Genomic DNA, 13,438 nt, shown 5'->3' on the forward strand with positions numbered 1-13,438 from the left:
AGAATGATCAAGATGGATTATAAAAATGAAAATGAATTCGAACAAGATCAAACAAATTCATCTGAGATAACGGATAGTACCCATACAGAAGCATTTTCTAATGATCCAAGCGATTTCGAGAATAGGGAGGGAAATAGGAATGCAGTCGATGTTGAGTTCACAGTCGAGCCAGTTGATTCCGTCAATGCAGGCAAGAGTGCAGACTCAAAAGCAGCGGTTAGATTAGAGGAAGCAGCGGTTCCGCCAGTTTCCGAACAAACCCGAATAACGAGCCAGGTTGAGCAAGAGAAACCTAAAAAACGGAATCTAAAAGGATTTGCCTCTACACTTGCAGCCGGAGTAATTGGCTCAGTATTGACGTTAACGATTCTTCCGCACACGGATTACATAAAAAGCTTTTATCCGAATGTGGAGAATCAAGTGACGAGCAGTTCTGATAATCCAGTCAAGCCAGTATCAGCGCAGCCAGCAATGGCCTCAAATGGTTCGATTGCTGATACTGTTGAAAAAGTATCCAAGGCAATTGTCGGCGTTGTTAACTTCCAGCAGCAGCAAAATAACGATGTTTGGGGAAATTCTAGTTCAGGGCAAAGTGTTCAAGCAGGTTCCGGCTCCGGGGTTATTTTTCAAAAAAATAATGATATTGCCTTTATAGTTACAAATAATCATGTAGTCGAGGGGGCTTCGAAGCTGGAGATTTCTTTATATGACGGTCAAAAAACAACGGCGGAAGTGGTTGGAACAGACGCCTTAACTGATCTTGCTGTATTAAAGATTGAGGCAAAATATGTTATTTCAACGGCTGATTTTGGGGATTCTGCAAAACTTCGCCCCGGGGATCAGGTTTTTGCGATTGGGAACCCGCTTGGCCTTAACCTTTCAAGGACAGTTACACAGGGAATTGTCAGTGCCGTCGACCGCAGCATTCCTGTTTCGACTTCGGCAGGAAACTGGGAGACCAATGTTATTCAAACGGATGCAGCAATTAACCCTGGAAACAGCGGCGGCGCTTTAATTAATCCACAGGGACAGGTAATTGGCATTAATAGTCTGAAAATTTCTGAGAGTGGTGTCGAAGGATTAGGCTTTGCGATTCCTAGTAATGATTTGATTCCCATCGTGAACCAATTAATCAAAAGCGGCAAAGTTGACAGACCGTATCTTGGTGTCGGCCTTGCCGATCTTGACCAAGTTCCGCAAGTTTATTGGCAAAGCCTTCCAAACAACGTGAAGCAGGGTGTGCTGGTAATGAATATTGATCCTAATTCAACCGCAGCCCGGGCCGGATTCCAGCCGAAGGATGTCATTGTTTCGATGAATGGAACGAAAATAGCTAATTCATCGGAATTACGAAAATATTTATATTCAAAAGTGAAGACCGGTGATGAGATTAAATTTGAAGTGTATCGCGAGGGCAAATTGATTACTTTGAAGGCAAAATTATCTGCTAATAAAGGGGCCTGAGTACTCTAAAATTTCAATAAGACCATTAAACGAAAGAGCGAACAGGAGATGTTCGCTCTTTTCGCTCTGAATTTGAAACTTTAGACAATTCAGCTAAAATGGTCTTGCTATTTTGACCGGAAAAAATTACAATGAAACTAACTTATTTGGAAACGGAGGTGGATAAGAGATGAAATGTTCTATTTTTGCACGCTTACAGTGGCTTGAAGCCCTTACTATTTATCGTGCAATTTTTCATGATGTAGTTTTCAAAGGGGGGAGTCTGCCCTTTTTACGAAAATTCATTGTGAATATGGAACGATAACACATCTCTTTACCCACTATAATTAGGTATGTAAAGAGTGCGTCCATGCACTCTTTTTTCATGCCCAAATATACAAGCTGCGGGTTATTAAAGATGCCTGCGGCTTTTTTTACGTTGGAGAGATGTTCATCTTAATTATTATTAGTGAGGAGAATGAACATGATTATTTGTAGTGTAAATCATATAGCGAAATCATTTGGCGGTAATATCATTTTTAAAGATTTATCATTTGAAGTGCTAGAAGGAAGCCGGATTGGCCTTGTCGGTCGTAACGGCGGCGGAAAAACGACATTATTAAAACTGTTAGCCAATCAGGAAACTATAGACGAGGGGGTTATTCATTGGAAAAAGGGACTGAAAATCGGCTATTTAGCACAGATTCCTGACTTTCATGAATTAACTGCCAAGGAAGTTTTAAAAACAGCCTTTGATCATTTGACGGAAACGGAAACGATGCTGCGACAATTAGAAAAGGAAATGGGGCATGAATTGGACCCTGATTTGCTGCAAAGATTAATGGAGCAATATGGAAAGCTCCAGGATGATTTTATCCTTAATGGCGGCTATGAAATGGATGCGCAGTTAGAGCGGATTGCTAACGGTTTGAATATTACCAGCCTTCTTGATAAAACGTTTTCCACATTAAGTGGTGGAGAAAAAACGAAGGTCGGGCTTGGGTTAAGTTTATTAAAAAATCCAGAATTACTATTACTGGATGAGCCGACGAATCACCTCGACCTGATGGCGATTGAATGGCTGGGTTCCTTTCTTAAAGACTACAAAGGAACAATAATTTTGATTTCCCATGATCGTTACTTTTTAGACGAGGTCGTGACAAAAGTGCTGGAGATGGAGGATGGTGAAATTGATTTGTACCATACGAATTTCAGCGGCTATGTAAAGGAGAAAGAGGAAAAACTTTTACGCGAATTTCAGGAGTTTCAAGAACAACAGCGAAAAATAAAAAAGATGAAAGAAGCAATAAAGCGGCTGCGAGACTGGGCTAACAGGGCGAATCCGCCAAGTGCAGCCCTTCATAAACGTGCAACTAATATGCAGCGGGCGCTTGATCGCATCGAAAAATTTGATCGCCCAAAAATCGATGTTAAAAAAATGGCGATTGATTTTGAAGCGAATAATCGGAGTGGTAAGGATGTTATCGTTTTGGAAGATGTTTCGAAGCGCTTTGGAATTCGAACCCTATTTGACCATGTGAATATGCACATCCAATATAAGGATCGAACGGCGATTGTCGGTGAAAACGGTACAGGAAAATCCACTATTTTAAAAATGATTCTTAAAGAATGCGAAACAGATAGCGGAGTCGTAAAGGTTGGAAGCAATGTAAAGATTGGCTATTTATCACAGCATGTGTTCGAGGATATTGGCGATGAACAACTCATTGACGTATTTCGCTCTGAAGTTGTTGTAAATGAAGGAGAGGCCCGTCATATTTTAGCGCGATTTTTATTCTACGGTCCAGCAGTGTTTCGTAAGGTAAACCAGCTAAGCGGCGGTGAGAGGATGCGGCTGCGCCTTGCGCAATTGATGTACCAGGATATCAATCTGCTAATTTTGGATGAACCAACTAATCACTTGGATGTTGATTCGTGCGAAGTACTCGAGGAAGCCTTGGAACAATTTAATGGCACGATTTTAGCCGTTTCCCATGACCGTTATTTTCTCAATAAATTGTTTAATAAAATCTATTGGCTTCAGGATGGGACGGTTCACTCTTTCGCTGGAAATTATGATTGGGCAAAAACAAAGCTGAACGAGCTTGAGGTAAAGCCGATTGAACGGGCTGTGCAAAATAAAATCAAGCCGCAAAAAGTGAGGAAAGTGGAAGAAGAATTAAATATAAATAAAATTGAAGACAAGATAGAGAAAATCGAAGCTGAAATTCATAAGTTAAAACAACAGCTTGAAGCTGAAAATGAATTGGAAAAGCTGCAAAGAATTTATCGTGTAATCGAGCTAAGGGAAAGTGAATGTGAAGATCTTTACCTCCAATTAGATGAATATTAACCTTTTTTATTTATATGGGGCCGCCAAAAGCGGCTCTATTTTTCTTAAATCACCCCCACATCGAATGAACTAGCTATTTTAAACATATTAGTGTAATAATGAACGTGGACAAGGGCTGATAATATGTTGAAGAGATTGGCAATAATCGGATTTGGAAGCACGCTGATTGGGGTAGGAATAAACGGTTTCATTCTTCCTTTTCATTTGATTAATGGGGGTTTTTTTGGTATCAGTCTTTTGCTGAACTATATATGGGGTTTGAAAGCTGGAGTAATGTTTATTCTCCTAAATATACCTGTGTACTTATTTGCTTATAAGGCTGACCCATTATATTTCATTAATGGATTGATGGGAGCCATCGTTTCAGGTATGATGATTGAAATTTTGCTGCCATTAAATGGGACTATCCAGCTGCCGATTATCTGCAGTGTGATTATCGGAGCTATAATCATTGGAATTGGGGTAGGGGTCATGTTACGATCCCATATCAGTCCGGGCGGAATGGACCTGCTTGCCCTATTAATCGCAAAATGGTCAAAAGTGAATGTAGGTGTGATTATCTTTGCTACTGACACGGTGATCATCATTACTGGGCTCCTTCTCCTTCAGGATGCACGATTTTTTTATTCGTTGATCATTGTTGCGATTGTTGGCTTGCTGGCCACTATTATTACTTCCTTTCGAAATGGGATTACTCCAACAACTTGAATAGGGTAAAATAAAAAGAAATCCTTATTGGAGGAAAAGAGGGAGAAATCATGAACCCGGTTAGTGATCATCTAAAAGAAGGTTTGCAGATTTTATTTGTTGGATTTAACCCGAGTATTCGTTCCAGTGAGCTTGGGCATCATTATGCCAATCCCAATAATCGGTTTTGGAAAATTATTCACTTAGCGGGCTTGACGGACCGCAAGTATGAGCCTCATGAGGATGCAGCGCTATTAGACTTGGGATTTGGTTTTTCTAATATCGTTCAAAGACCAACGAAAGCAGCCGATGAAATTACCAAGGAAGAATACATTGCGGGAAGAGAGATTTTAAAGGAGAAGATCCACCGATTTATGCCCAAAGTCATTTGTTTTGTCGGAAAAGGGGTTTATCAACAATATAGCGGCCGGAAAACAGTTCCATGGGGAGTCCAGGCAGGGGCGGTAGTGCCGGGGACGATTGACTTTGTTGCTCCTTCCTCAAGTGGGTTAGTTAGGATGCGGCTGGAAGAAATGGTCGATATCTATAAGAAGTTACCGGCCATAATATCTAAATAAAAACACCGACGGGGACACTAAACCGTCGATGTTTTTTCTTTTTGTTCAAATTTTTTTTGAAAGTGTGCTAATGTCAGCAGTGGAAAAATATAGCGGTAGCTGTGATAGTGAATATAAAAGGCGCCTCCCATGCCCTGCCCTTTTGGGTAGGCAGTGGTCCAATCCTCTTTATCGAGAGAATCTAATAAATATTGAATTCCCTTGCGAATCTCAGATGTTGGTTTTTCTGACACGGTGATCAAGGCATCCAGCGCCCATGAGGTATGTGTTAAAGTACTTGCGCGCAGCGGTATATACCTTTTCTTACTATCACTATGACACGATTCACCCCAGCCGCCATTTTCGTTTTGGATGCCCTGTAACCAACTGGCCGCCTTTTGAATGCTTGGATTATTTTTCGGTACCCCAACAGCTGATAGTCCTGTTATAGCGCCCCATGTTCCATAAAGATAGCAAATACCCCAGCGGCCATACCAAGAACCATCCCGCTTTTGATCCTTCATCAGCCACTTGATCCCTTTTTTAATTGCAGTGTGATCTTTAGGGAGATTCGTATAGTTTCCGAAAAACTCTAACGTTCTTCCGGTAAGATCGGCACAAGAAGGGTCCATCAGAAGGAATTCAGCTTTCTCAAGCGGTAAAAATTCAACCAGCTTTGAATCCGTATTTCTTTCAAAAGCCGGCCAGCCGCCGTCATCGTTTTGCATCGAAAACGTCCAGTTGATCCCCCGTTCCCAGGCAGAAAGTTCGGTTGGAACGATTCTCGAAATCGATCTAAGAGTGGCGGTTGTATCATCAACGTCAGGCAGGATGGTATTCACATCGGAAAAGCCCCAGCCGCCTGGTAAAGTATTGGGATTATGAATCACCCAATCGCCGAATTTATGGTGCTGCCGCTCGAGGAGGTATCGATTGGCATTTTCCACCATCGGATCTGTTGTAGGGATTCCCGCAGCTTGCAGGGCAAAGCCAATCAATGAAGTGTTCCAGACGTTGGCTGTTGTATACTGCATATGGGGCAAACCGTTGATTTCACATTTCATCGACTTTATACCTTCAATTGCCTTTAAGATAACAGGGTCGGTTTTCTTATACCCTAATGAAAGCAAGGCGAAGATCATTAAAAAGGTGCAGCTGTAATAACTGTAGAAGGTCCCATCTGCTTCAATGTGATTGAGCATATACTTTTTCGCCCGCTCAATCGCTAACCGGCGAAGTTCTTTAGGAATGCCAATTAAACTTTTTACACCATCGTCTAGAAAAGATAACAACGAGCGCATTTCGGTGGAGCGAATCCATGCGTCCTCCTCATCCCGGTGTAAATGTAATTCTGAGAGGTCCGGACTGTTAGCCGTCCTGATTGATAATTTTTTTTCTGCAAGAATCATGATTGGTGTTAAGTTTGCTCTCCCAAAAACAGAGAAGGAATAGAAATTGAGCGGGAACACCTCTGGTAATAGAATCACCTCAATCGGAAACGGGGAAAATGCCGGCCATTTTTGTTGTCCAGTTAAAGCAAGCATGATTTTTGTATACGTGCTGGCCTGTTTAATCCCTCCATTAGCTAAAATAAATTTTTTCGCTGCCCGGAGCCGCTTGTCATTTTTCGGGTAATATCCTGAATAAAGGAGGGCGTAATAGGCCTCCAAGGTTGCCGTTACATTCCCGTCGCCTTCATCAAAAAATAACTTCCAAGCCCCATTCTTTTCCTGTCTGCTTAAAATCCTCTTTGTAAGCCCTTGAATTAATTCCTCATCATTTATCTCCAAGGTCCGTAATAAAATGATCATATAAGCATCAGTAGAAATCCCTGTATCAAATGGATAGTCCCACGAGCCGTCGGGAGATTGGTCTTTTCTAAGCGCGTTAATGATCCATTCCATGCCTTTCCTAGTATCGAACATCTCAGGTAATCATTCCTCTCCCAGAAAGTATTCTCAATTCATACATATTCAGTTTAGGCAAGGAGAATTCTTAAGGGGGGAAACTATCATTTTTTTTGCGAGAAGTCACGAAAAAGCACCACTTGTAGACATTAGGGATGAACTAAAGAAAAAAAGCAGCAACAACTTTGTTACCTCCCATCATTTAACTTTAAACGATCGGAAGTTATTAGAAAAAATAAGAGTTGTGACGGGGGAACATAATCTAAACAATGTCACGAGAACGAAGGCCTATCTGGATTTTTATTTGCTCTATCCGGAAATCCAATGGGCGTTTTTAGGACATATGGTTTCCCGGAATGGCGGTTGGAATATGACGGATTTAAAGGGGGAGTTTCTTACTCGTTTGTTGTCTAAAAAGGAACGAAATTCGTTTTTTCACTTTTTAGAGCGCGGCAACTGGCTGATATTTCAAGACGTCTATCCGCAATTCCTGCTTTATCAGGAAAGCTTAAAACAAAAGAAACCCTTGTTTTACTTATTAACTTATTTAAATATCTCGACGTTCATGGAGACGATTTGGAACCATTTTTGGAGTAATCAGGATACCTATATTCTTTGTATTGCCCTAGTCATAAATGAACAAAGCTACTTGGAAAAAAGAGTGGTTCAGAATCCGGTTTATCAGAAGGAAGTGTTAAACAAGTTTGAATTCATGCTCCAGGACCTGCTGTCATTTAATCACATTCTTTTTCCGTATGATGACGGGGAGCTGGCGGGACAGACACTTCATCAATTTGAATCCGTAAACGAACGGATATTACTTGGAAAAAGGTTATATTCTGTCCTCTTTAAAAATAATGATTTTCTAAAGGGGGCTGTGGAGTGGGCAAAAAGTCATCCGCATACGGGTTCAAGAAAAGATTATTGGCCGCATCTCTTTAATAATATCAAGGAAGGACTTCCAGGCTTTACCTATCCGATTCGGTTAAAAGCATGCCAGCTTAGAAAAGGAGCAAAAAGGTTTTATAGTCCAAGACTTGAAAATGCCTGGAAAAATGTCAGCCAGCGGGAAGCGGAAAAGGGGGATTGGTTTGATGACTGGCGGGTTGTGGATTATTTAGTGGATGATGACGATCCGATAGATGGGGAGATAAGAAATGAATACTGTAAAACACTTGAACGGCTCGAGGTTGCAGCCCTTGCCAAAAAAACGATTAACTTTTTGGAATAAGAATTATTTTGCTTGTATGGTCCTCGGCACCTTGCTTGGAACGTATTTAGACCTTTATTTTGTTGGGATGCAAATGTATCAGTTTCCGGTAAGACCGCTCCCTGAGATTTTTTCCGTCAATATTGCTTTTACGCTAATTGGACTGCCTATTTTCGTGCTTGTTTTTGTTTATTGCACTTCTCAAGTGAATAAATGGGGAAGGGCAGGTCTGATTTTATTTGCCAGCTTATTAATGCCCATTATTGAAAAATTTGCGGAAGAGCTTGGCTTCTTTGTTCATTCCAATCAGTGGGAGCATCTGTACACGTTTTTTGGGTACTTCCTGTTTCTGTCGATTATTTCTGGATATTATCAATGGTTAGATAAATAAAACAAAAAGCCGGGAAGAGTCCCGGCTTTTTGTTGGGGGCTCCCTTCCGTCCGTACAGTGGTTAAGTGTCCCGCAACAAGCGAATGTTCGGAAGGGAGCCTTAATAATATTTTACCACAACCATAGTAAAAAGATAATGGTCAAAAGTGCCAATACTTTCTTTTCTTTTTTGAAAAGTGTATGATTAAAATGAATTTTTTACATAAGGAGTGTTGGAAATGGCGAAAAAAGGATACATATTAATGGAAAACGGAGATAAGATTGAGTTTGATTTATTTCCAAATGAAGCACCTGGAACAGTTGAGAACTTTGAAACATTAGTAAACAAAGGTTTCTACGACGGATTAACCTTCCACCGTGTTATTCCTGGATTTGTAAGCCAAGGGGGCTGCCCAGAAGGTCGTGGAACAGGCGGTCCTGGTTACACAATTAAATGTGAGACAGAAGGAAACCCGCACAAACATATTCCTGGATCACTATCAATGGCTCACGCAGGAAAAGACACAGGGGGAAGCCAATTCTTTATCGTTCATGAATCACAGCCGCACTTAAACGGGGTTCATACCGTGTTTGGTCAAGTGACATCTGGTTTAGAAGCTGCAAAGGCAATGAGAAATGGCGACAAAATGGTCGAAGTTAAGGTTTTTGATGCTGAATAAGTAGGATAAGGGAGCTGAAATAGCTCTCTTTTTTAGATACATTTTTTAGAATTTATGCAGCATATTGTGGGCAAATTACCTTGAAAGAGATTACTTTTGGAGGTAATTATGAAAAGGTTTCCGTTCATGTTTATTCCCATGCTATTGATTTCATTTCAAGTAAATGCTGCCGAAAAAAGTGAAACGAAAGAATTGAGAGCTGCCATTATCATTGATGACTTTGGCGGCGGTACTGGTGGAGTACGCGACTTTTTAGAAGGTGATATTCCAATTACCGCTGCGGTTATGCCATTCACCGAAAACTCAAGAAAACATGCCGATTGGGCCCATAAAAATGGTTTTGAAGTCATGATTCACCTGCCAATGGAGCCAAAACGAGGGAAACGATCATGGCTTGGACCAAAGCCGATAACAGTGGACCTTTCTCCTAAAGAAGTTAAACAGCGCGTAAACGAGGCAATCATGACTGTGCCACATGCAGTCGGGCTTAACAATCATATGGGGTCTCGTGCCGTTGAAAACAAAGAAATTGTCCGAGCAATTGTAGAAGTGGCAAAAGAAAAAAGTCTTTATATTATCGATAGCGGTACAAGCCCAAAATCAAAATTCCCGGAAATTGCGAATGAACTTGGCGTACCCCTCTTAAAAAGAGATGTATTTCTTGATGACATCTCCTCATCTTCTTATGTATTTAGACAAATGATCCGCTTGGCAAAGGTAACTGAAATGAAGGGAACAGGAATTGCGATTGGGCATGTAGGGGTGACTGGAAAAGTTTGCTCCCTTGGAATTTTTAAGTCAAAAGATGAGCTTGATAAGCGGAATATCAAAATTGTGCCAGTCTCATATCTATTTTCATACAGATTAACGGAAAAGTTATTATCACCACAGTAAAAAGCGGCCGCGAGTCGCTTTTTTTGCTGAAATTTATTATTTAAATTAAAATGAATTTAATTAGTGACAAAGTCAGCAAGGGAGAAGGAACGGAAAAAATGAAATTAGTTTCATGGAATGTTAATGGCCTCAGGGCATGCGTGAAAAAAGGTTTTTTGGATTATTTTCATGATGTTGATGCGGATATTTTCTGCATACAGGAAACAAAATTACAGGATGGACAAATCAGCTTGGAATTAGAAGGGTACCACCAATTTTGGAATTATGCCCTCAAAAAAGGCTATTCCGGAACGGCTGTTTTTACGAAGGCTAAACCGATTTCGGTTAGATATGGTGTAGGAAATGAAGAATCGGAAGGAGAAGGAAGAATCCTTACGTTAGAGTTTTCTGAGTTTTTTCTCGTCAATGTTTATACACCGAATTCACAGCGTGACTTGGCGAGAATTGGTTATCGCCTTGAATGGGAAGATAGGATTCTACAACATTTGCAAGAATTAAATGCCATTAAGCCCGTCATCCTTTGTGGCGATCTTAATGTCGCCCATCAAGAAATTGACCTGCGTAATCCAAAATCCAATGTCGGTAATTCAGGGTTTACTAATGAAGAACGAGGAAAAATGACCGCCTTGCTTTCTGAAGGATTTGTGGATAGCTATCGTTATTTTTATCCAAATCAAGAAGGCGCCTATACGTGGTGGTCGTACATGAATAAGGTACGCGAGCGGAATATTGGCTGGCGGATTGATTATTTTATTGTATCCGAATCAATGAAAAAGAGACTAAAAAATGCTGATATTCATTGCGAGATAATGGGAAGTGATCATTGTCCGGTAGTTCTGGAAATTCAATAATGTTTGGTGATAACATTTTCTTATGTTAAATTATAAAAAACCCGTAATTTTCTTTATGTTATTTCTGTTTTATAGTTACAGTACAAAGGAAATTTCGGGGAGTGAATGAATCATGGATATCAAAAATGATGTGCAGCAGCAATTTGGAAAAAGTGCGGCTTCCTACGTCAGCAGCACAATTCATAAAGACGGGAAGGACTTACAAAAGTTAGTGCAGATGGCGGCGATTAATGGGGAAGAAGAGCTGCTTGATATTGCGACAGGCGGCGGTCATACAGCAAACGCCTTTGCTCCGTTCGTTAAAAAAGTAATTGCAGTAGATTTGACGGCTGAAATGTTGCGGGAGGCAGAAACATTTATTAATGAAAATGGACATCAAAATGTTGAATTCAAACAAGCTGATGCGGAACAGCTCCCATTTGTTAATGAAGCCTTTGCGATTGTGACCTGCCGAATTGCCCCGCATCATTTTCCGAATGTAAATAAATTTGTCGAAGAGGTCTATCGCGTTCTAAAATCCAATGGCCAATTTTTGCTTGATGACAATGTTGTTCCCGAAAATGATGATTATGATCTATTTTATAACACAATAGAAAAATGGCGGGATTACAGTCACTTTCGGGCCTGGAAAAAAACCGAATGGCTTCGAATGCTGGAAATGACCGGTTTTGAAATAAGCGAGTGGCATCGTTTTGAAAAAACCTTCCGTTTTGAACCATGGTGTAAGCGGATGAATTTACCTCAAAGTGAAATGGACAAATTATCCGAGCACATCCTCGGGGCTTCCCAAAAAGTAAAAGATAAATTTAGGATTGTGATTGAAAATAATCATGTGATTTCCTTTCAAGGGGAAGCCATCGTGTTAAAGGCTATAAAAAAATAAAAAAATCCTTTGCAAGAAGGGAGGACTCTCTTTTTGTAAAGGATTTTTTAAAACCTAGATATCGTTAAGAGCGGTACCGATTACATCGAATTCAGGTGTTTTCTCCTTTTGCCCCGAATTCTCTAGTTCGTCTTGGCCGGCAGAATTGACAGACCCAGTGTCATCCTCATTTCTCGGCTGAATTAATGTCACAGCAGCGGCATCTCCTTTTTAATTGATTTACGTTAGTATTTTTTCCGTAAAATAAGGAAATTAACCTTTTTTTAATCTCTGCGGAATTTTCCCATCACTTCTATCGCTTTTGTAATATGAACAAATGCACCGGGGTCATTTTTTTTAATCGTTTCTTTCGTCTCTGCTAATTCATATTTTGTGATAACGGTAGTTAAAACTTTTTTAGGATGGTGGGAGTATACGCCCTCGGCGTCGGTCATTGTAATCCCGCGTGGATGCAATTTCAGTAACGCTTCACTCAATTCACTCCATTTATCTGTGACAATCGTGATTGTTAGTTTTGTATGATTCGTGTGAACGGCATCGACCGCCCTGCCAGAGGCAAAGATGGCAAAGAGCGTATAAAGTGTTTTATCTACACCAAATACGAGTGCTGAAACAAATACAATGGCAAAATTCAAACAAGTAATGATAAAGCCAACTGACATATCCTTCTTTTTGGCTAAAATTAAACTAATGATATCGACACCGCCAGCTGAAGCACCGACGCGAATATTGGCTCCAACGCTTAATCCGAATAGCACACCACCAAATACGCTGGATAATAAGATGTCTTCGCTAAAAGCATGGATAGGAATCAATTTCATTGAAACTGACAAAAGAATGACTGAATAAACGGTTAAGAACATAAACTTTTTTCCTAAATGAATATAGCCGATAACAAATAATGGGAGATTAATAGCAAGTATAATCCAGCCAGTGTTAAATTGAAGATAATTATTAATAATGATTGCCACCCCGGCAATTCCACCAGTCAGAACTTTATGGGGAATTAGGAAGGTATTCAAAGCATAACCCATAATTAATGTGAAAAAGGTTACAGCAATGGTTTGAACAACAGTTTGTTTCACTTTTAACGCACCTCATTAAATTCATTTTTATTTAATTGAACTGCTATACTATCTATTTAGTAGTTTATTAGCTTTAGTATGTATTGACCAGAGTATAAATTGTGACATAGGCTTTGAGAATGGAGAATTTTTTTATAAAAAGATGAAAGTGTTTAGGGAAGGAATTCAAATAGCAAAGAATTAATAGTTGACGAAAGTGATTTGGGATAGTATGATAGTTAATGTCGCTGTTACGAAATATTATATTTTTGCTGAATTAATAAGCAATCAATTTTTAAAAAAGTAGCTTGACAGGGTGGAAAAATATTATTAAGATAATAAACGCCGCTAATTGATAGATTAGGAGGCGGATAGTAGAAGTTTTGTTCTTTGAAAACTAAACAAACAAAAACGTCAACAAACAATATTTTTTAGTTTTTTTATAAAACTAAGCCAACGTAACAAATGAGCTAATCAACTTTCTTGGAGAGTTTGATCCTGGCTCAGGACGAACGCTGGCGGCGTGCCTAATACATGCA

General features: G+C 40.0%; 14 protein-coding genes and 1 rRNA gene. 12 read left to right on the forward strand and 3 right to left on the reverse strand.

Features of this window, described 5'->3' with window-relative positions:
• Positions 1-12 precede the first annotated feature (12 nt).
• From ACIQCO_RS12445 to mug, 5 genes are all read left to right on the forward strand, one after another.
• Positions 13-1,464 (forward strand): S1C family serine protease, encoded by a 1,452-nt coding sequence (locus tag ACIQCO_RS12445; protein ID WP_400428873.1) that lies wholly within the window; start codon positions 13-15, stop codon positions 1,462-1,464.
• Positions 1,465-1,633: 169 nt separating this feature from the next.
• Positions 1,634-1,768, forward strand: a complete 135-nt coding sequence (locus tag ACIQCO_RS12450; RefSeq protein ID WP_400428875.1) for an RAxF-45 family protein — start codon at positions 1,634-1,636, stop codon at positions 1,766-1,768.
• Between the two features lie 159 nt (positions 1,769-1,927).
• The gene (gene abc-f / locus ACIQCO_RS12455; protein ID WP_400428876.1) at positions 1,928-3,796 is read left to right on the forward strand and encodes a ribosomal protection-like ABC-F family protein; all 1,869 of its coding nucleotides are present in this window, start codon (positions 1,928-1,930) and stop codon (positions 3,794-3,796) included.
• A gap of 123 nt (positions 3,797-3,919) precedes the next feature.
• Positions 3,920-4,504: a YitT family protein gene (locus ACIQCO_RS12460; RefSeq protein WP_400428878.1), complete on the forward strand. Its 585-nt coding sequence runs from the start codon at positions 3,920-3,922 to the stop codon at positions 4,502-4,504.
• 50 nt (positions 4,505-4,554) lie between these two features.
• Positions 4,555-5,061 carry a G/U mismatch-specific DNA glycosylase gene (gene mug, locus ACIQCO_RS12465; protein ID WP_400428880.1) on the forward strand — a complete coding sequence of 169 codons (507 nt, stop codon included), beginning with the start codon at positions 4,555-4,557 and terminating at the stop codon, positions 5,059-5,061.
• 17 nt (positions 5,062-5,078) lie between these two features.
• Here mug and shc read toward each other — a convergent pair whose 3' ends face one another.
• A complete protein-coding gene (shc, locus tag ACIQCO_RS12470; protein ID WP_400428882.1) occupies positions 5,079-6,965 on the reverse strand; it encodes a squalene--hopene cyclase in 1,887 nt (628 codons plus the stop codon).
• Positions 6,966-7,050: 85 nt separating this feature from the next.
• Here shc and ACIQCO_RS12475 point away from each other — a divergent pair, with 85 nt between their 5' ends.
• From ACIQCO_RS12475 to ACIQCO_RS12500, 6 genes are all read left to right on the forward strand, one after another.
• The gene (locus tag ACIQCO_RS12475; protein WP_400428910.1) at positions 7,051-8,178 is read left to right on the forward strand and encodes a DUF2515 domain-containing protein; all 1,128 of its coding nucleotides are present in this window, start codon (positions 7,051-7,053) and stop codon (positions 8,176-8,178) included.
• On the forward strand, positions 8,147-8,548 hold the full coding sequence (locus ACIQCO_RS12480) for a CBO0543 family protein (RefSeq protein WP_400428884.1): 402 nt from the start codon (positions 8,147-8,149) through the stop codon (positions 8,546-8,548). The genes ACIQCO_RS12475 and ACIQCO_RS12480 overlap by 32 nt, the downstream gene beginning before the upstream one ends.
• Positions 8,549-8,766: 218 nt before the next feature.
• Positions 8,767-9,207 (forward strand): peptidylprolyl isomerase, encoded by a 441-nt coding sequence (locus tag ACIQCO_RS12485; RefSeq protein WP_400428885.1) that lies wholly within the window; start codon positions 8,767-8,769, stop codon positions 9,205-9,207.
• A gap of 108 nt (positions 9,208-9,315) precedes the next feature.
• Positions 9,316-10,101 (forward strand): divergent polysaccharide deacetylase family protein, encoded by a 786-nt coding sequence (locus ACIQCO_RS12490; protein ID WP_400428886.1) that lies wholly within the window; start codon positions 9,316-9,318, stop codon positions 10,099-10,101.
• A gap of 98 nt (positions 10,102-10,199) precedes the next feature.
• A complete protein-coding gene (locus tag ACIQCO_RS12495; RefSeq protein ID WP_400428912.1) occupies positions 10,200-10,952 on the forward strand; it encodes an exodeoxyribonuclease III in 753 nt (250 codons plus the stop codon).
• A gap of 112 nt (positions 10,953-11,064) precedes the next feature.
• Entirely contained in the window at positions 11,065-11,835 is a 771-nt protein-coding gene (locus ACIQCO_RS12500) for a class I SAM-dependent methyltransferase (protein WP_400428887.1), read from the forward strand.
• A 54-nt stretch (positions 11,836-11,889) separates the two neighbouring features.
• On the opposite strand, the gene ACIQCO_RS12505 is transcribed toward ACIQCO_RS12500, so the two are convergent.
• Complete coding sequence (locus ACIQCO_RS12505) at positions 11,890-12,027, reverse strand: hypothetical protein (RefSeq protein ID WP_400428888.1); 138 nt, start codon at positions 12,025-12,027, stop codon at positions 11,890-11,892.
• 71 nt (positions 12,028-12,098) lie between these two features.
• Positions 12,099-12,920 (reverse strand): YitT family protein, encoded by an 822-nt coding sequence (locus ACIQCO_RS12510; protein ID WP_400428889.1) that lies wholly within the window; start codon positions 12,918-12,920, stop codon positions 12,099-12,101.
• A 459-nt stretch (positions 12,921-13,379) separates the two neighbouring features.
• Here ACIQCO_RS12510 and ACIQCO_RS12515 point away from each other — a divergent pair.
• Positions 13,380-13,438 (forward strand): 16S ribosomal RNA (locus ACIQCO_RS12515); the annotation flags it as partial.

Source organism: Neobacillus sp. NPDC093127 (genome assembly GCF_044754175.1).
Taxonomy (GTDB): Bacteria; Bacillota; Bacilli; order Bacillales; family Cytobacillaceae; genus Neobacillus.